This window comes from Amphibacillus sp. Q70 (assembly GCF_052055485.1).
Taxonomy (GTDB): domain Bacteria; phylum Bacillota; class Bacilli; order Bacillales; family Amphibacillaceae; genus Amphibacillus.
Genome location: NZ_CP197171.1, coordinates 3732243 through 3751339, shown reverse-complemented (window position 1 = coordinate 3751339; position 19097 = coordinate 3732243). Strand labels below are relative to the sequence as shown.

Sequence of the window (19097 nt, the reverse complement as noted above, 5' to 3'; positions counted from 1 at the left end):
GAAAGCGACTTCTTTGAGGGACATCTCACTTGGGCGGATAGTAAAGGACCAGTGGGCATTCCTGGTTTTTCGGATCAATTAAATGTATGGGCTGATCGTTTGGATCATATCGATCGGGTTTGCATGGTCAGATAATTGGGTAATGATTTCTCCATCTTGATTGATGATCACTGTTGTTGGAACACCTAGACAATTAAATTGTCGATAGACTTCCAGACCACGGTCAACTAAAGTTGGCTGTGTTAAAAAGTTATTATGAAAATGTAGGCCTTCATTTGGGGTACGTTCTCTGCCAGCCACATTAATCGTGATAAATTTAACTTTTTCTGAGTCAACGGTTTGATAAAGTTTTTCCTTTAATGGTAAATCAGATCCACAAGCAGGACACCAGGATGTCCAAAAGGTTAAGACGATGATTTTTCCAAGATCACTTTTAAGTTGATAAGATCCCTCTTTATCAATATATGGTAATGTAAAATTTAATGCTTTCATCTGTTTCATCCTTTAAAATCTTTGTTTTTGATTGGGCAAGTATGCGAAACTTGAAATTTTACTCAAAAGGACGAGTAAAGAGACATTTTTAATAGTATATCACGTTGAAAAAAACATGAAAACGAATTGACACATTTGGTGTCACATGATATGATCATTTTTAATTAATTAAATAATTGATGGCTCTTATCGAGAGTGGTGGAGGGACTGGCCCGATGAAACCCGGCAACCATTAAACAATTCGTGTTTAAAATGGTGCCAATTCCTGCGAGGTGCACACTTTGGTAGATGAGAGGACTGAAAGGCTATTCCAGCGTCTTTCTGTTCTTTCAGGGCAGATAGACGCTTTTTTATACGTTAGAAAAGTATCGAGACTAAAAACGAATGGAAGCGGAGAGAAATCGGCTTTTCATAGTGGACTTCTTGGTTTTTCTGAATAGAAGTAAAGTGGGGGTTAAGATGATTAAAATACAACAATTATCAAAAACATTCCAAACGGCGAACCAGAGTATTCAGGCTGTGGATCATATCGATCTATCGATTGAGTCTGGTGAAATATTTGGTGTTATTGGCTATAGTGGGGCAGGGAAAAGTACCTTTATTCGATTGATCAATCGGTTGGAAGAACCCACGGACGGTACAGTGACCGTGGGTGATCAAAACGTTACCACTCTTAATAAACAAGAGTTGCGCGCGACTCGACAAGAAATGGGAATGATCTTTCAACACTTTAATCTGCTTTGGTCACGAACGGTAAGTGAGAATATTGCTTTCCCGTTAGAAATTGCAGGAGTTCCTAAGGCAGAGCGTAAGGAAAGAGTCGATCAATTAATTGACTTAGTTGGTTTAACCGGGAAAGGAAATGCTTACCCATCGCAACTAAGTGGTGGTGAGAAACAACGTGTTGGAATCGCCCGTGCATTAGCTAACCAGCCAAAGGTTTTACTTTGTGATGAAGCAACTTCAGCTTTAGACCCGGAAACCACAGATGCAATTCTCTCACTCCTAGTTGATATTAATGAAAAGTTAGGGATAACGATTATTTTAATCACTCATGAAATGCATGTGATTCAAAAAATTTGTCATAACGTAGCTGTTATGGAAAATGGTCGCGTGATTGAGCAAGGAGCCGTGCTTGATGTCTTCTCAAACCCACAACAGCTCGTGACCAAGCGATTTGTTGAACAAGTGATGGGAAAACCAGATGAAGAGGTAGCTGAGGATTCATTAATTCAAACAATATCGTCAGGTCAAATTTTGAAACTACAGTTTATTGGTGAATCGACTAATCAGGCTTTAATCAGTCAAGTTGCTAAAGATTATGATGTAGAGTTAAATATTTTGCAGGGGAATATTAAGCAGACCCAAGCTGGACCTTATGGCTCCTTATATATACAAATTACTGGAGCAAAAGCAATTGTCGATCAAGTGATTGCTTACATCCGTTCAACCTCTGTTAAAGTGGAGGTGATTGACAATGACTAATTTATTTCCTAATGTTGATTGGTTTGATTTAGTTGAAGCAACGGGTGAAACTTTTTATATGACTTTAATTGCCCTAATGGGGACATTAATTTTAGGGATTATGCTGGGCTTATTACTTTATTTAACCTCACCAGGTGGTATTTGGGAAAACCATGTGATTCACTTCATTGTGGCTGCTTTGGTAAATATCTTTCGGGCTATTCCATTCATTGTTTTGATCTTATTGCTGATTCCATTTACAACATTTTTACTTGGGACCTTTAGAGGACCCAATGCCGCCTTACCAGCTTTAATTATTGGTTCAGCCCCTTTTTATGGTCGACTAGTAGAGATAGCTTTACGGGAAGTTGATAAGGGTGTTGTTGAAGCAGCACAATCTATGGGGGCAAAAACATCAACGGTCATTTGGAAGGTTTTATTAAAAGAATCGATGCCTGCACTTGTATCGGGATTAACTGTAACTGCGATCGCTTTAATTGGCTATACAGCTGTTGCCGGTGTCATTGGTGCTGGTGGATTAGGCGACTATGCTTATTTTTACGGATTTACTAGACATGATTTTGATATTGTTTTTGCTTGTACGATTCTTATTATCTTGATTGTTTTTATTTTTCAATTTATTGGTGACTTTATAACTAGCAAAATTGACAAACGTTAATTTTAAAAATAAATATTAAAAAAGGGGAAATGAGAAAATGAAAAGTAGGTTAACTGTATTGATCTTGATTGTAACTAGTTTATTGTTAGTCGCATGTGGAGGGAATAGTTCGGCTGATAATGAAATTAAAGTGGGCGCAACAAGTGTTCCACATGCCGAGATCTTAGAGGAAGCAATTCCAGTTTTAGAAGAGGAAGGAATCGAACTAACAATTGAGACGTATACTGATTATGCACTGCCAAATGAAGATTTATCTAGAGGGGAACTTGATGCTAACTTCTTCCAACACATTCCTTATTTAGAAGATGAAATTGATGAAAAAGATTATGACATCGTTAATCTCGGCGGTGTTCATATTGAGCCGATTGGTGTTTATTCAAAAGGAATAGCAAGCATTGATGACATTGAAGAAGGTACAGAAGTGATTATTAGTAGAAGTGTGCCTGACCATGGTCGGATTTTATCCTTGTTTGAAGCGAACGGTTTTATTGAATTAGCTGCTGATGTTGAAAAATCAGTGGCAACCATTGACGATATTGTTGATAATCCATTGGATTTAACTTTTTCACCTGATGTGAACCCAGAATTTTTGGTTCAATCTTATGAAAATGAACCAGACACCCTAGTGGCAATTAATACAAATTATGCGATTGAGGCTGATTTGTCACCATTAGAGGATGCCTTGTTTATGGAAGGTGATGATTCCCAATATATAAATATTGTAGCGGTTCGAGCAGAAGATGAAGATAATGAGAACCTGCAAAAATTAGTAGAAGTTTTACAATCGGAAGCGATTCGCGAATTTATTAACGAACGATATGATGGTGAAGTCATTCCTTACCTAGGAACGAACTAATTTTCAACCAACTAATTTTACTCAAGAATCATTATATATTAACAATTAAGAAATGCGATTGATAATCATAGGTATTGAGACAAACTCCCCCCTTCTATTTTTTATGGAAGGGGGTTTAACATATCTATCAATCATTAAGACATTTCACCTTCATTATTTAGGCTCTAAAGCTTAAATATGTTAATAATCATAGGATGAATCACTTTTTATACTATAAGGTTTAAAAAACTACAGTATACTTGGTTGTAAATCTTGATATTAGATTTGAAATAGTATAAGATTGTAATGAGAATAGAATGAGAATGGTATAATCTTACTGTTCGATAAAATAAAATATTCATTTTGGGGGTATAGTTTATGACTGGATCAACTTTAGAAATCAAGGATCTTCATGTTGAAATTGAAGGCAAGGAAATTTTAAAAGGGGTAAACCTAACCATTAAAGGTGGCGAATTCCATGCTATTATGGGACCGAATGGGACAGGTAAGTCTACTTTAGCATCTGCTATTATGGGACATCCTAGTTATGAAGTGACAAAAGGTTCTATCCTAATGGACGGCGAAGATGTTCTAGAAATGGAAGTAGATGAACGTGCGAAAGCAGGTCTATTCCTAGGGATGCAATACCCAAGTGAAATCAGTGGTGTCACAACATCTGACTTTTTGCGTTCTGCCATCAATGCCCATCGTGAAGAAGGCAATGAGATTCCATTAATGAAATTCATTAAAGAAATGGATAAGGCAATGGACTTCCTTGATATTGATAAAAACATGGCACAACGTTATTTAAATGAAGGCTTCTCAGGCGGTGAGAAGAAACGTAATGAAATTCTTCAGTTAATGCTGATCAAACCAGCAATCGGTATTTTGGATGAAATTGACTCAGGACTTGATATCGATGCTTTAAAAGTTGTTTCAAAAGGAATTAATCAACTGAGAGATGACTCTTTTGGCTGCTTAATCATTACCCACTATCAACGACTACTAAACTATGTGACACCTGATTATGTGCATGTCATGATGCAAGGTCGTATCGTTAAATCAGGCGGTGCAGAACTAGTTGAACGTTTAGAGAGTGAAGGATATGACTGGATTAAACAAGAACTCGGCATCGAGGATGAAACAGTTGGTTTAGACGCTTAAGGGAGAGGAGAGATTGTATGTCAGTTGAAATGTTGGAGAAATACACACTAGATTATATTGAGAACTTTTCAAAGCAAAATAATGAGCCGGAATGGATGAAAACACTTCGTGCTGATGCATTAGAGCAGGCTCATCAGCTTGACATGCCAAAGCCTGATAAAACAAATATTAGCCATTGGGATTTTTCAAGCTTTTCACATCAAGCAGAGGCTGAAGAAATCTCTTCTTTAGCTGATCTACCTGATCATATAAAAAAATTCGTTGATTTATCAAAAGATGACCAGAACTTGGTGATTTTACGAAATCAATTCAAAAGTTATCAAACGCTGACAAGTGATTTAGAAGAAAAGGGTGTTATTTTTACTGATATCTTTACAGCTATGCAGGATCATCCTGATCTGGTTAAGAAATATTATCTAACTGAAGCTGTAACTGTTGATGAGCACAAATTAACAGCTGTTCACACTGCCTTGATGAATGGTGGAGTCTTTTTATACGTTCCACGTAATGTTGTTATTGATACACCCATTCAATCAATTTTTTGGCAGGAAGATGAAAATTTAGCCCTGTTTAATCATGTCATTATCGTTGCTGAAGAGAATAGTCAAGTGACGTATGTTGAAAATTATTTATCTGATCATGACGAAACCCAAACGGTTGCTAATGTCATTTCAGAGGTTATTGTTAAAGATAATGCATCTGTTTCATATGGTTCAGTTGATCACTTTGCACACGGAACGACGACATATATTAACCGTCGAGGTGTAGCAGGTCGCGATGCAAAAATTGAGTGGGCACTCGGACAAATGAATGATGGTAATACCATTTCAGAAAACGTGACCCATCTCATAGGTGAAGATTCATTCTGTTATGCTAAAGCTGTTTCTGTTGGCAGGAGTGATCAAACCCAGAACTTCACTGCAAAAATTGTTAATCACGGCAAACAATCAGAGGGACTTATTTTACAACATGGTGTAATGAAGGAACGTGCATCAGCTATCTTCCATGGTATTGGAAAAATTGAACATGGTGCATCGAAAGCAAATGCTGAACAAGAATCACGAGTGCTCATGTTAAGCAAGGATGCAAGAGGCGATGCGAATCCAATCCTTTTAATCGATGAAGATGATGTTACCGCAGGTCATGCTGCTTCAGTTGGTCGAGTTGATCCTCTTCAGCTCTATTATTTAATGAGTCGAGGAATTTCAAAACAGGAAGCAGAGCGTTTAATTATTCATGGTTTCTTAGCACCAGTTGTTAAAAGTATTCCAATTGAAGCTGTAAGAACACAATTAACGGATGTTATTGAAGGGAAAGTATATTAAAATGGATGTTACTGCAATTCGTGAAGACTTTCCACTTTTAACGCAAGAGGTAAATGGTTTTCCTTTAGTTTATTTAGATTCAGCTGCTACTGCACAGAAACCAATACAAGTGATTGAGGCTATTGATCAGTATTATCGTTTGAACAATGCCAATGTTCACCGTGGTGTGCATACAATTGGAACGCGAGCAACAGAGCAATATGAAGCTGCGCGTGATCGAGTCAAACAATTTATTCATGCAAAGCATAGAGAAGAAGTTATCTTCACTAGAGGAACAACGGCTGCAATAAATCTAGTCGCAAGTAGCTATGGTAATCAACATTTAAATAAGGGCGATGAAATTGTCATCACTCAGATGGAACACCATAGTAACATCATTCCTTGGCAACAGTTGAGTAAACGAACAGGTGCAATTTTGAAATATATTCCATTAGAGTCTGATGGGACCATTTCGTTAACTGAAGTGGAGAAAACAGTGACATCTGCTACCAAGATCGTAGCGATTACACAAGTGTCAAATGTATTGGGTACGATTAATCCAATCAAAGAAATAGCTAACATTGTACATCGTCATGATGCCATTTTATTAGTAGATGGTGCACAGGGGGCTCCACATCTTCAAGTAGATGTGCAAGATTTAGACTGTGATTTTTATGCTTTCTCAGGTCATAAAATGTGTGCCCCGACAGGAATAGGTGTTTTATATGGTAAAAAGGCTTTATTGGAACACATGGAGCCTGTTGAATTCGGCGGAGAAATGATTGATTTTGTTGATCTCTATGATTCAACTTGGAAGGAACTTCCGTGGAAATTTGAAGGAGGAACGCCGATTATTGCAGGTGCAATTGGCCTTGCCGCAGCAATTGATTACTTGACAGAACTCGGACTTGATCAAATAGCTTTACATGAAAAGGAATTAGTTAGCTATGCGATCGACCAAATAAGGACAATTGATGGAATAGAGATCTATGGTCCAGCAGAGCGTGCCGGATTAATTACTTTTAATTTAACTGACGTTCACCCGCATGATACAGCAACAGTGTTAGATGCAGGAGGAATTGCTGTCCGAGCTGGACACCATTGTGCACAACCTCTAATGAAATGGCTGGGTGTCACTGCGACGGCAAGAGCAAGTTTTTATTTATATAATACGAAGCAAGATGCTGATCGCTTCGTTGCTGGATTACAGAAAACGAAGGAGTTTTTTACCGATGTCTTTTAACAATCTAGACACGTTATATCGACAGGTTATTATGGATCATTATAAGAATCCTCGAAATCGAGGCTCATTGTCAGAAGAGGCACTTACCTTGGAAATGAACAATCCTACCTGTGGTGACCGGATTCAACTTTATTTAATTGTTGAGAATGATCGAATTAAAGATGTTAAATTCGAAGGTGAAGGATGTTCAATTAGTTTGGCCTCTGCTTCGATGATGACACAAGCAATAAAGGAACAAAAATTGTCAGATGCTTTGACGATGTCACATTATTTCTCCAAGTTAATGCTGGGTGAAGACGTTGAGCTGACTGATCTAGATATGGGAGATGTTGAAGCACTTCAAGGTGTCTCGAAATTCCCAGCTCGAATTAAATGTGCAACTCTGGCATGGAAGGCAATGGAAAAGGCAGTTGATCAGAAAGAGAATTAAATGAATGTTTATCGACTACGATAACACATAAGGAGGGCTATTATGGTTAATAATGCACCTGAAGTAGGAGAATATAAATATGGTTTTCATGATAAAGATGTTTCGATATTTCGAACCGAAAAAGGTTTAACGAAAAAAGTAGTTGAAGAGATTTCTAATCTGAAAGAGGAACCTCAGTGGATGCTTGATTATCGTTTGAAAGCACTTGAACATTTCTATAGCAAGCCAATGCCACAATGGGGTGGTGACCTTTCTGATCTTGATTTTGATGAAATCACTTATTACGTGAAGCCATCAGAAAAGTCAGAACGCTCTTGGGATGAGGTTCCAGAAGAAATTAAACGAACATTTGATAAGCTTGGTATTCCAGAAGCAGAACAAAAATATTTAGCTGGTGTATCAGCACAATATGAATCAGAGGTTGTTTATCAAAGCTTAAAAGAAGATCTTGAAGAGCTAGGCATCATTTTTCAAGATACGGACTCAGCATTAAAGGAACATGAAGATCTGTTCAAACAATACTTTGGCAAGGTTATTCCTTACACAGATAATAAATTTGCTGCTTTAAACTCTGCTGTTTGGTCAGGTGGTTCATTTATTTATGTTCCAAAAGGGGTAAAATCAGATACTCCATTACAAGCTTATTTCCGAATTAATTCGGAAAATATGGGACAATTTGAACGGACGCTTATTATTGTTGACGAAGGAGCTTCTGTTCATTATGTAGAAGGCTGTACAGCACCTGTATTTACAACGAATTCACTTCACAGTGCGGTTGTTGAGATTTTTGTTAAGAAGGATGCTTATTGTCGTTATACAACGATTCAAAACTGGGCAAATAATGTCTATAACCTCGTAACCAAACGTGCAACTTGTGAAGCAAATGGAACGATGGAATGGATTGATGGCAATATTGGCTCGAAATTAACGATGAAATACCCTTCTATTTTACTAAGAGGAGAAGGGGCAAGAGGAAACACGATGTCTATTGCTTTAGCCGGCAAAGGGCAACATCAAGATGCTGGGGCGAAAATGTACCATCTGGCGCCCAATACTTCTTCAACAATTGTTTCCAAATCCATTTCACAGCATGGTGGAAAAGTTTCATATCGAGGCATTGTTCACTTTGGTCGTAAAGCAGATGGCGCACGCTCTAATATTGAGTGCGATACGTTAATCATGGATAATAAATCAACTTCAGATACGATTCCTTACAATGAAATATTAAACGAAAATATTTCACTTGAGCACGAAGCAAAGGTATCAAAAGTATCAGAAGAACAATTATTCTATTTAATGAGTCGCGGTATTTCAGAAGTTGAAGCAACTGAAATGATTGTTATGGGCTTTATCGAGCCATTTACAAAAGAATTACCAATGGAATATGCCGTTGAAATGAACCGCTTGATTAGCTTCGAGATGGAAGGTTCTATAGGTTAAGATATGTTAACCCTTGTCACAATAATATTTGTGGCAAGGGTTATATTTTTGATAGTTTTTAAATATATAACATTGACAAGAAATGATATGATAAACATTAATAAAATGATAGGATTAGAAAAAGAAAGATGAGAAATGAACGATCAATTGACAGGAGGATTAAAATTGAAAAATGATTGGACGAAATATGTTGGGTATGCGCTGATTGCTTTAGCCATAATTATTTTTTTGAGTTTAGGTACGATTGTTTTTCCAAACGACAGTTCTGGTAGTGGTATTGTTTTTCCAAACGACAGTTCTGGTAGTGGTATTGTTATTCATGGATATTATTTCGAGGCTTTTATTAATTGTGTGAGATATACAGGCTTAGCTCTGATTTCATTTGTTTTGGGAATTAAATTAACATTCAAACAGTAAGTGATTTTAAAAGAGCCCATTAATGAGGTGATAAGTCATAACTAAGATACTCTAGAGATTTAGATGCTCTAACAGGGTGTAAAGAAATGGACGACTTTGATTGAAAAGAAAGATATAAAGCTTATTGATTGTAATCAATAAGCTATTAGAACTGTTCCCGATAAGTGAACAGCACTATGACGAAATAATCCGCCAAAGTAAGAGTTGATAACTCATGAGGCGGATTATTTTTATGTTTGCATAGCATTTTTTAAGTATTATCAAACACTAAGATACGGGATTTTTCATAATATGTGCTAAGATAGAAAATAAGCTTAACATTTATATTGATGATATTGTAATTCAGATAGGAGCTTATAAGATGCAAGAAGAAATTTATTTCTATTATACGAGTGATTTACATAGTTATTTTGATAATTGGCCGAGAATTATTCATTTTCTAAATGAAAAAATAACTGAACGAAGGAAAAATAATCAAGCCTATTATTTATTAGATAATGGTGATCATATTGATCGAGTGAACCCGATAACAGAGGCTTTAAAAGGAAAAGGGAATGTCGATTTGTTAAATAAAGCGAATTATGATGTGGTTACTATTGGAAATAACGAAGGAATTACCTTGACTAAAAAAGAGCTTTTTGATCTATATGATCAAGCTAAATTTACGGTTGTCTGTGCCAATCTTTCTAGCCAGAGTGATGAACAGCCCAATTGGCTTAAACCTTATCAAATATTATCAACTGATTCAGCTGTGAGAGTGGCTATAGTTGGTTTAACTGCTCCTTTCACTGCTTTTTATAGCCCTTTAGGCTGGGATATTCATGATCCATTAGAAACCCTGGCTAGATATATTGAAGAAATCAAGCAGCAAAGTGATATTGTTCTTTTATTATCACATTTAGGAGTTGATCAAGATGAAGTGATTGCTGAACAATTTCCTGATCTTGATGTCATTATAGGAGGGCATACACACCATCTGTTTGAAAGCGAGGAATACTTCAATCAAACTATTTCAACAGCTGTAGGGAAGTCAGGCTATTATGTTGGTGAAATCCAATTGATTTGGGATCATGATCAAAAAACATTAATTGATAAAAAGGCTACAGCTCATCCAACCCAGGATGATTTAGAGGATTCAAAGACTATTGAATTAATAAGTAGGCATAGGTTTGAGACAGATCGATTATTGAATAAAAAGATCGTCACTTTAACCGAGCCTCTTGAAGTAGATTGGTTTAAAGAAACATATTTGATCAAGCAATTAGCACACACTTTAAAAACATGGACGAATGCAGATGCTGCTATGTTAAATGCTGGTATTCTATTACAAGGCTTTGAGCAAGGTGTTGTCACTGAATTAGATGTGCATAGTAATTGTCCGCACCCGATTAATCCTTGTTTAGTCACTTTGACAGGTCAAGAATTGTTAGAAGTTGTCCGAGCAGGATTGACAAAGGCTTATCGACAACTTCAAGTGAAAGGTTATGGTTTTCGAGGGAAGGTGATGGGGGCTTTAGTATATGCTGATGTAGAGTTTGAAATGAAGTACGACAATGAAGGTAATGAATATGTTGAAAGCCTACTAATTGGAAATGAACCGTTAGATGTGAACAAGATGTACCGCTTAGCGACAGCTGATATGTTTACATTCGGTCATTTATCACCACAAATTTCACGTGCTCAATCAAAGCAGTTTTTCATGCCTGAATTTATTCGGGACCTTCTACAGTTAACCCTAAAACGAATAGCAGAAAAATCCTGATTCCTTCTTCATGATTTGTAGAATGATGTCGATATATCTAGTGAACATAATTATTTACTGGAATAGAAAGTTAGGAGTTCATAATGAGATTAGTGCCAACGAGAGAATTAACAGAAGGAAAAGAATTAGCGAAGCCAATTTATAATGATCAAGGTAAAGTGTTAGTCCAAAGTGAAGTTACTTTAACAAGACCAGTTATAAACCGATTACTAGAATTAGGCGTCACGTTTGTTTATGTGAAAGACGAGCTTTCAGATGATATTGTGATTCATTCGTCTATTTCAGAGCAAGTGAGATTCGAGGCAATTCAGACAGTAAAGTCTTTTTTTTATTCATTTGAAAATAATGGAATTAAAAATAAAGCTTTTTTATTTGATAAAACAACAGAGAAAATGAGTGGGCTTGTTGACCTGCTTGTATCTCAAATTCAAGAAGACGATCAGGTTTTAACGTTGATGTCAGATATATTTATTAGTGATGATTATTTGTTTGAGCATTCAGTAAATGTTGCCATCTACTCAATTGCATTAGCTAATGAATTACATTTCTCACAGAAGGAAGTAAAAGAGATCGGTTTAGGGGCAATACTTCATGATATTGGTAAAGTTTTTTTACCAGATGTGATCTTAAAGAAAAATAGCCAACTAACTCCTGAAGAATTTGAGACGATCAAAACACATCCAGAGCTTGGTTTTGAATTTTTAAGAAAATCAGATTTTTCATTACTAGTTGCCCACTGTGCTTATCAACATCATGAGCGGCTAAATGGCTCTGGTTATCCAAGAGGCATTAAAGAGGATGACATTCATAAGTTTGGCAAGGTATTAGCAATTACAGATGTATTTGATGCGGTGACAAGTGATCGAATTTATCGTGAAGCGATGCTTCCTCAAGAAGGATTGGAAATTTTATATGCAGGAAGCGGGACCTTATTTGATCAAGAAATGATTCGTACGTTTCGAGAGAGCATTACCGTTTATCCGAATGGGGTCACAATTGAACTTAATAATGGTTGTCGTGCAATTGTTGTTAGACAAAATAAACAGCTTTATAATCGCCCAGTCGTCCGAGTAATCAGTTATCAAAATAAAGTTATTACACCATATGACCTTGATCTTGCTGACCATTTAAATATAACCGTTACTGGCTATGGATTATAATAAATTACTAATACTATCCCTTCTAACATGAGCATATTCTATGTTAGGAGGGATTGCTGTGTGGCGAAAGAAAAAAAGATTTGTAGGTTCAAAAAAGGACATTTTAGGACTAACAATCGTTTTGTTTTGCTTGATTACTTTTCTTAGTATACTTTATGTTAATTATAGAATAAAACCGATTTTATTAGAAATTGCCGAAACAAGGAATGAACAATATGCCAACATGGCGATGGGTGTTGCAATTGGAGAGCAGATGAATGAGGACTTAGAATTAGGCGAGTTGATTACTTTTCAATATGATCAGGAGGGTCGAGTTGTTAGCTATCAAGTTAATGCTGCCCAAGAAACTCGCATTCAACGTAATATTCAATCTCGAGTGGAACAATTTCTTCACTTACTTGAACAAGGGGTGAGCCCTGATGAATCCGATTTATTAGAATTGGAATTAAGCCAATCAGAAATAGAACAGGTTCGCCAGCAGGGGAGTTTAATTGAAATTCCTCTCGGACAAGTGCTTGGTATCCCTTTATTAGCTAATTTAGGACCTAAAATTCCAGTTAATTTAGAAGTGATCGGCTTTGTGAATACAGAGGTGGAAACACTTATAACCGGAATGAAAATAAATAGTGTCCATATTGAGCCAGTTGTCCATATTAATGTTGAAATAGAGACAATTATTCCTTTCGGTTCAAAAACAGCGATCATTGATCAATCGATCCCGATTGGCAGCGGTGGTTATAGTGGAGATGTCCCACTGTATTATAATATGAATCCAGAAGATGACACCCCTTTATCAATCCCGCTTGAACCTGTAGAATAAAGATCTTATTTTAATATCAGATCAGGTTTAGATGATGATAAAATAAGCACATTCATTTTAATAAGAATTGGGGTTAGTCATTTATTCTATAGAGCTGAAGATAATCTTGAGCTACTAGAAATTTTGCAATAATATTTAGTGTGGTTCTCGCCATTATTATGATAGTGTTGACTGGTGGTTTTACACCCTTAGAGCACTATTTGTGGGTGTATTAATATAAAAAAGTGTAGGAATACTTATCCTACACTTTTTGTATGGTAACACCTGAATCATTCAGGTATTCTCGAATTTTATTGTTATATTCTAATATTTGTTCTTCATTTAAAGAATGGGGTACTTTTTTTATAACAAGTCTTTTAATTTCAGATACATAGATATAAAATCTTTTATCATCTTCATTTGCATATTGTATCGATTTCCAATTGATTTGTTGGCTAGTACCATCAAATTCTCTGATAAAATTGTCTTCATTTAAAGTTAATTTATAGTCAAAATCTAAATAATTTGGATTATTGTGACTGCTAAACTAGAGTAGACAGTTTTTGCTAGATAAAAAGACACACTTATTTACACAAAAATATTAATAATAAGAACTTCCATTGTACAATGTTTATATCAAAACATACAGAACAGTGGAGGACGTAAAGGTGGATAAGTGGGAAATGTATATGGAAATACATCAATTAATTAAAAAGGGTTTTAGTAAGACAAAGGTAGCTGAAAAACTAGGAATCTCAAGATCAACCGTTCATCGTTATCTAAAAAAGAATCCTTCGGATATGTCTAAGTGGGTTGATTCCATTCAAACCAGAAGTAAGAAATTAGATCCTTATAAAGAACTAATTTTATCCTGGCTAAGAGAACATCCAGATATGTCTGCGGCACAAGTAGAAGATTGGCTAAAAGAAAGATACGAAGATTTAGAAGTAGGTGAAAGTACGGTTCGCTCCTATGTTAGAGAACTTCGAGAGGAATATAAAATAAGAAAGGAAACTTCACCACGAATTTATGAGGCTATTCTCGATTCACCTATGGGTGAGCAAATACAAGTTGATTTTGGTCATACGAAACAGAAGGCAGCAGACAGTAAGGAAGTAAAATTAAACTTTATAGCATTTGTACTATCTAATTCTAGATATAAATATATGGAATGGTTGGATAGGCCATTTACTACCCAAGATGTCATTAAAGCACATGAAAATGCATTTAAGTGGTATGGAGGAATTCCAGGTGAATTGGTATATGACCAAGATAGTTTAATCGTTGTCAGTGAGAATGGTGGGGATTTAATTTTAACACAAGAGTTCCAACAATATAAAGAATCTAGGAATCTAAACCTTCGTGTTTGCCGCAAGGCGGATCCAGAGAGCAAAGGAAAAATTGAAAATGTAGTTGGATTTATTAAACATAATTTCGCTAAACATCGAGTTTTTCATAACATTGATTCTTGGAATGAACAAGGGTGGGAATGGCTTCATAGAACTGGAAACTATAAAATTCACCATACAACAAAAAAGAGACCGGTCGAAGTATTTTCCCTGGAAAGACAACACTTAAGACCAGTCACCAAAAATATAGATATAAAATATAACTATGAAAATAGTATATCAAGATGTGTCCATAAGGACAATACCATTCGATATTTATCTAACCGTTATACTCTACCATTGGGGACGTTTGGCAAGTACGAAACGGTCTGCATTAAGGAAACGGAGGAAAGAGAATTAATCATTTATAGCCCTGAAACAGGTGAAATCATAGCAAAGCATACGATCCCTGACGAGAAAGGGTTATTGATTAAAGATAGAAAACATAGCCGTGATAGAACAAAGGGTATTGATGCATTTATGAATACAGTTGCCGAGCATTTTAATGACAGTGAGATGGCTTATGATTATCTACAAGCAGTAAAAGGGAAGTACCCTCGATATATTAGGGATCAACTCCAAATGATAATAAAAGAGACAAAAACAAATAACAAAGAAATTCTATCAACAGCATTGAAAGAGTGTATAAAGAGGAATCTTTATGGTGCCACAGATTTTAGCGATGTCGTTGCCTATTTAAAACGACATCGACAAATGGAAGATACACCAAATGATACCGCTAAGAATGTAACACGAGTAAAAGGAGTTTCAGCTTGGGTTATGGAAACAGAAGCTCAAAAACGAGAAGTGAATGCCTATACTGTCATATTGGAAGGTGATCCAGTATGAGCCAGTTAAATCAATTACAAGAATTGATGAGAACTCTACGTTTAACAGAAACAGCAAATCACCTTCCTGCATTAATTAGAGAGGCTGAGCAAAAGGATTCCTCCTTTACTCAGTTCCTCCTAGATGTAGTAAAATATGAACAAACTCGCAGAGAAGAAAAGCAGTTAGAAAAACGATTTAAATGGGCTACATTTCCGTTCCAAAAGACATTAGAGGAATTCAATATAAAAGAACAGAAATCATTAAGCAATAAACATTTGAATAGGTTGAAGGATTTAACTTGGATAGAACAGTTACACAATATCATTCTATTAGGACCACCAGGTAGTGGGAAAACTCACATATCAATTGGATTAGGAATCGAAGCGTTAAACCAAGGTTACAAGGTTATCTTTACTACGATGGGAGACCTTATTCATGTATTAAAAACGGAAGAAATTACTCGAAAATCACAGACGAGAATGAAAAGAATAAGAGATGCAGACTTAGTTATTATTGATGATTTGATGTTTATGGCGATGGATTCACAGGAAGCTAATATGTTCTTCCACTTGATTAATGATTTATACAATCAATCATCCATCATTTTAACTTCAAATAAAGCACCTAAAGAGTGGGGAGAGCTATTAGGTGACCAAGCAATTACAACAGCTATATTAGATAGAATTCTACACCGAGTTGAAATCATTCATCTAAATGAAGATAGTTATCGAATGAAACATAGATCGACCATATTTGGGCAAGAAAGTGTTTCAAATTAATGAGCATAAATTGTGTCTTTTTACTTGACGGTCACAATTATTTCGAACCAATCTTTTAGTTTGCATAATTAAATTATTTTTATACGTAAATTGGACACAACCCCAATAAACAAATGCTGCTCCTAGTATTTTTATAAGCCAGTTATTTTCGAATAAAAAGCTTACAACAACTAAATACAAAATAGCGAAAATCAGTCCAAATATTTTTTTCTTTTCATAAAATAGGGTACCGTGTTAACGGTATCTTTTTGGAATGCTACTAAATCGCTCATGTCTAATTTATAATAGACCTCCATTTTTTGAATCTCCTTTGCAAAATAAACCCTATAAACATATTATCATGAAAGTCTTGTATATTTAAAGTAGAAACAACAGGTTTCTAAGAACATTCGAGTTAAACAATACAAAAACATAAAACACTGTAATGACAACTATTTATTTGGTGTTTTAATACTTAAACGATTTTGCTATTAGTGCTTTTTCACGCATACCTAGAAAAAAGATTTATGTTACGAGCAAGACGGCAGATCTAAGCTCAATTACAACGGCGTTTTTTTAATAATTGATATTAGTTAATATTGTTTTAATGTTAGCTTCTTTTTTGGTTAAATTATCTAATCCTTTTTGCTGATTTATAATATTTTTTCTCTCAATTGCTAATTTTTCAATTACTCATTTTTTAAACCGCAAATAAATTTTATTAGTAACGATTTATAAATCGTGGTATGGTTAGTACATATCATGGTTTATAATGGAAATGCGAAAATATGGTAACTTACTGTAAGGGAAGGTGATTCATATTACTGATTTATTATTGATATTGTCTTTTTTATTATTATCTGGATTTATTATTTTTCTACTGATTTTGCCAGTCTTGATTTTGTATAATATTTTAAAGAAAAGGCATTATTTATATGCTTTCCTACTTTTAGTCTATCCAATTTTAATATTTTTTTCTGGACAATATCTTAGATCAAAGGGAAGAGCATTGAATGCTACGGACTTGGCATCATTGCGGTCTGCTACTGGGGAGGTAAAACATATCTTTTCTATTGGTTCGGGTGATGATTATATCTATTTCGGAACCATTTTTTGGATCGCTACCTGGCCAATTGTTTTCACGTGTATCTTTTTTGTTATTCATAGAATACTTTTAAAAATAGAGTGGATTTGATTTACTAAATGATGTGTATCATTAAAAATATAGAGCAGGATTATAAATGAGAATACATAGGAGGCTTTTGAAATGAATCCCAACTTTAAAGAATTTTTACGAATTACAAAGAAACTCAATGAAAAAAATATAATTCCATTGTTAATGGGATCTGTGGGCTTGGAGTATTTAACAAAAGTTGACTGGGCCCCTAGCGATATTGATATACAAGTTAAAGGTGACCCACGAGGTTGGGAAGCTCCAGATGAAGAAAGAATCCATGATTGGGATTTGATTTCTACCGTCATGGAAAATTTGAACTATGATCTTATAGATTTACATGAGCATGAATTTAGTAATGGTACTTATAATGTTGAATTTGGAGTAATGGATACTTTGCCTAGTTTTGCAGGAGTCCATATAAATGAGTTGGAATTAGTCTATGTTAATGATGTCAAGTTCTATTTACCAAATGTTGAACAGTACTTGAAAATTTATCAAAGCTCATATCAAGATAGTTATAGAGTGGAAAATAACAATCATAAAGACCTTAAAAAAATTAAGTATTTACAAGAGTTAATTTCATAAATTTGCTTTATTGAGGTGTAAAAATAGACACTTTTTTTGAAGTGTCTACCTTTAACATATTTAATTTTTACCACAGATAACCGTCCGTAAAACTCGGGTCAACAACGGACTTCGCTGGGGCGAGTAACCGCACTAAGGAAAACTACGGAGCTTTACACCGCAAGAATAAGTGGTTTTCTTATTCTGAGTCCCAGGACGCGAAGACGTTAGCTTGTGTTCCTTAACAATCAGTGAGTACTAAGGAACGCAGACTAAGATCACGAAGTCCTGTCGTAACGTCTGCACTAGCACTTCCTATACGTCGAAAACCCTAACTAATTAAAGTTTCGTTTGATATCAAATTTAATTAACAATCACATTGTGATAGAGCTACAAGAGATTTAATCTATGAAAACAGTTAGATTATGTTTACCGAGGAGTTTACTCTTCACAAGCAGACAAAATTACTGTATTATTCTCTGTTATTAGTTCTGGAGGAATATTGATATGTTTAAGTTCAGAGATATCTACTTCAATTTCACGACAATTTCCTGACAGTAACTCAGCCCCATCCGGATCTTCAAAAACATCTAAAGTAGACAAATCTAAAGGCTGAGTCGGATCATAGGAGTAAGACGGTACTTCTGCTGGAGTAATGATTTGTACATTCCCTTCATCAAAAACAGGTTCAGGGATATTATTATGTATATGGGGAGAATCATCTTCATCTACAACATTACTATCATCCATGACAAAATATACAAGTAATAATAGAAAAACAATTGAGAAAAAAACTAGAGAAAACTTTTTCATAAGGCACTCTCCTTATAGTAATGAGTGATTTCTGATAAAAATAAGGAAGAACGATGCAAAAATCCATTTTCATATAAAATTGTGACAATTGACTAGGAGGTTAATTCTAATTGCTTATCATACGGTATATTCTAGCATAGCAATTGGATATATAGCAATATTTAGGATGCTAATACAATTCTTAGGGATAAATTTATTTAGAAAAGGTTATTAGAAGTAAAAACAATTTATCCACATGAGTAATATCTTTCTTGTGGCCAGTTTGAAATCCTCCTAAAATAAGTGATATTACCGCCTTCTCTACCATTATATGATCCTATTAATACCATATAATAGAATTGATTTGAGTGGATGATCTCGAAAAATTCTTACTCTTA

17 protein-coding genes and 1 riboswitch are annotated in these 19097 nt (G+C 35.2%); of the genes, 15 read left to right on the top strand and 2 right to left on the bottom strand.

Features of this window, described 5'->3' with window-relative positions; genetic code table 11:
• Window positions 1-78: 78 nt before the first annotated feature.
• Window positions 79-492 carry a TlpA family protein disulfide reductase gene (locus tag ACS127_RS16995; protein WP_440896198.1) on the bottom strand — a complete coding sequence of 138 codons (414 nt, stop codon included), beginning with the start codon at window positions 490-492 and terminating at the stop codon, window positions 79-81.
• 183 nt (window positions 493-675) lie between these two features.
• Window positions 676-787: riboswitch (SAM riboswitch) on the top strand.
• Between the two features lie 164 nt (window positions 788-951).
• On the opposite strand from ACS127_RS16995, the gene ACS127_RS16990 reads away from it, so the two are divergent.
• From ACS127_RS16990 to ACS127_RS16920, 15 genes are all read left to right on the top strand, one after another.
• Window positions 952-1977 (top strand): methionine ABC transporter ATP-binding protein, encoded by a 1026-nt coding sequence (locus tag ACS127_RS16990; protein ID WP_440896197.1) that lies wholly within the window; start codon window positions 952-954, stop codon window positions 1975-1977.
• Window positions 1970-2635 carry a methionine ABC transporter permease gene (locus tag ACS127_RS16985; RefSeq protein ID WP_440896196.1) on the top strand — a complete coding sequence of 222 codons (666 nt, stop codon included), beginning with the start codon at window positions 1970-1972 and terminating at the stop codon, window positions 2633-2635. Before ACS127_RS16990 ends, ACS127_RS16985 begins: the two co-directional genes overlap by 8 nt.
• Before the next feature lie 37 nt (window positions 2636-2672).
• Entirely contained in the window at window positions 2673-3491 is an 819-nt protein-coding gene (locus ACS127_RS16980) for a MetQ/NlpA family ABC transporter substrate-binding protein (protein WP_440896195.1), read from the top strand.
• A 357-nt stretch (window positions 3492-3848) separates the two neighbouring features.
• A complete protein-coding gene (gene sufC / locus ACS127_RS16975) occupies window positions 3849-4634 on the top strand; it encodes a Fe-S cluster assembly ATPase SufC (protein WP_440896194.1) in 786 nt (261 codons plus the stop codon).
• A 17-nt stretch (window positions 4635-4651) separates the two neighbouring features.
• A complete protein-coding gene (gene sufD / locus ACS127_RS16970; protein ID WP_440896193.1) occupies window positions 4652-5959 on the top strand; it encodes a Fe-S cluster assembly protein SufD in 1308 nt (435 codons plus the stop codon).
• A 1-nt stretch (window position 5960) separates the two neighbouring features.
• Entirely contained in the window at window positions 5961-7181 is a 1221-nt protein-coding gene (locus ACS127_RS16965) for a cysteine desulfurase (RefSeq protein WP_440898169.1), read from the top strand.
• Window positions 7171-7611 carry a Fe-S cluster assembly sulfur transfer protein SufU gene (gene sufU, locus ACS127_RS16960; RefSeq protein ID WP_440896192.1) on the top strand — a complete coding sequence of 147 codons (441 nt, stop codon included), beginning with the start codon at window positions 7171-7173 and terminating at the stop codon, window positions 7609-7611. Before ACS127_RS16965 ends, sufU begins: the two co-directional genes overlap by 11 nt.
• Window positions 7612-7653: 42 nt before the next feature.
• Window positions 7654-9051: a Fe-S cluster assembly protein SufB gene (gene sufB / locus ACS127_RS16955; protein WP_440896191.1), complete on the top strand. Its 1398-nt coding sequence runs from the start codon at window positions 7654-7656 to the stop codon at window positions 9049-9051.
• Between the two features lie 165 nt (window positions 9052-9216).
• Window positions 9217-9468 (top strand): hypothetical protein, encoded by a 252-nt coding sequence (locus ACS127_RS16950; RefSeq protein WP_440896190.1) that lies wholly within the window; start codon window positions 9217-9219, stop codon window positions 9466-9468.
• 361 nt (window positions 9469-9829) lie between these two features.
• A complete protein-coding gene (locus tag ACS127_RS16945; protein ID WP_440896189.1) occupies window positions 9830-11230 on the top strand; it encodes a bifunctional metallophosphatase/5'-nucleotidase in 1401 nt (466 codons plus the stop codon).
• Between the two features lie 83 nt (window positions 11231-11313).
• Window positions 11314-12390: an HD-GYP domain-containing protein gene (locus ACS127_RS16940; RefSeq protein ID WP_440896188.1), complete on the top strand. Its 1077-nt coding sequence runs from the start codon at window positions 11314-11316 to the stop codon at window positions 12388-12390.
• 58 nt (window positions 12391-12448) lie between these two features.
• The gene (gene yunB / locus ACS127_RS16935) at window positions 12449-13210 is read left to right on the top strand and encodes a sporulation protein YunB (protein ID WP_440896187.1); all 762 of its coding nucleotides are present in this window, start codon (window positions 12449-12451) and stop codon (window positions 13208-13210) included.
• 647 nt (window positions 13211-13857) lie between these two features.
• Window positions 13858-15426: an IS21 family transposase gene (istA, locus tag ACS127_RS16930; RefSeq protein ID WP_440898111.1), complete on the top strand. Its 1569-nt coding sequence runs from the start codon at window positions 13858-13860 to the stop codon at window positions 15424-15426.
• Window positions 15423-16187, top strand: a complete 765-nt coding sequence (gene istB, locus ACS127_RS16925) for an IS21-like element helper ATPase IstB (protein WP_337020333.1) — start codon at window positions 15423-15425, stop codon at window positions 16185-16187. Before istA ends, istB begins: the two co-directional genes overlap by 4 nt.
• A gap of 1246 nt (window positions 16188-17433) precedes the next feature.
• Window positions 17434-17928: a phosphoribosylanthranilate isomerase gene (locus ACS127_RS16920; protein ID WP_440896186.1), complete on the top strand. Its 495-nt coding sequence runs from the start codon at window positions 17434-17436 to the stop codon at window positions 17926-17928.
• A 420-nt stretch (window positions 17929-18348) separates the two neighbouring features.
• Here ACS127_RS16920 and ACS127_RS16915 read toward each other — a convergent pair whose 3' ends face one another.
• Complete coding sequence (locus tag ACS127_RS16915) at window positions 18349-18720, bottom strand: hypothetical protein (RefSeq protein ID WP_440896185.1); 372 nt, start codon at window positions 18718-18720, stop codon at window positions 18349-18351.
• Window positions 18721-19097: the final 377 nt, after the last annotated feature.

Bases quoted from the DNA above. Each gene is read 5' to 3' on its own strand.
- ACS127_RS16980 (WP_440896195.1), top strand. From the start codon at position 2,673: ATGAAAAGTAGGTTAACTGTATTGATCTTGATTGTAACTAGTTTATTG.
- istB (WP_337020333.1), top strand. From the start codon at position 15,423: ATGAGCCAGTTAAATCAATTACAAGAATTGATGAGAACTCTACGTTTA.
- sufU (WP_440896192.1), top strand. From the start codon at position 7,171: ATGTCTTTTAACAATCTAGACACGTTATATCGACAGGTTATTATGGAT.
- ACS127_RS16995 (WP_440896198.1), bottom strand. From the start codon at position 492: ATGAAAGCATTAAATTTTACATTACCATATATTGATAAAGAGGGATCT.
- ACS127_RS16965 (WP_440898169.1), top strand. From the start codon at position 5,961: ATGGATGTTACTGCAATTCGTGAAGACTTTCCACTTTTAACGCAAGAG.
- ACS127_RS16945 (WP_440896189.1), top strand. From the start codon at position 9,830: ATGCAAGAAGAAATTTATTTCTATTATACGAGTGATTTACATAGTTAT.
- sufC (WP_440896194.1), top strand. From the start codon at position 3,849: ATGACTGGATCAACTTTAGAAATCAAGGATCTTCATGTTGAAATTGAA.
- ACS127_RS16940 (WP_440896188.1), top strand. From the start codon at position 11,314: ATGAGATTAGTGCCAACGAGAGAATTAACAGAAGGAAAAGAATTAGCG.
- sufB (WP_440896191.1), top strand. From the start codon at position 7,654: ATGGTTAATAATGCACCTGAAGTAGGAGAATATAAATATGGTTTTCAT.
- ACS127_RS16920 (WP_440896186.1), top strand. From the start codon at position 17,434: ATGAATCCCAACTTTAAAGAATTTTTACGAATTACAAAGAAACTCAAT.
- sufD (WP_440896193.1), top strand. From the start codon at position 4,652: ATGTCAGTTGAAATGTTGGAGAAATACACACTAGATTATATTGAGAAC.
- ACS127_RS16915 (WP_440896185.1), bottom strand. From the start codon at position 18,720: ATGAAAAAGTTTTCTCTAGTTTTTTTCTCAATTGTTTTTCTATTATTA.
- ACS127_RS16990 (WP_440896197.1), top strand. From the start codon at position 952: ATGATTAAAATACAACAATTATCAAAAACATTCCAAACGGCGAACCAG.
- ACS127_RS16985 (WP_440896196.1), top strand. From the start codon at position 1,970: ATGACTAATTTATTTCCTAATGTTGATTGGTTTGATTTAGTTGAAGCA.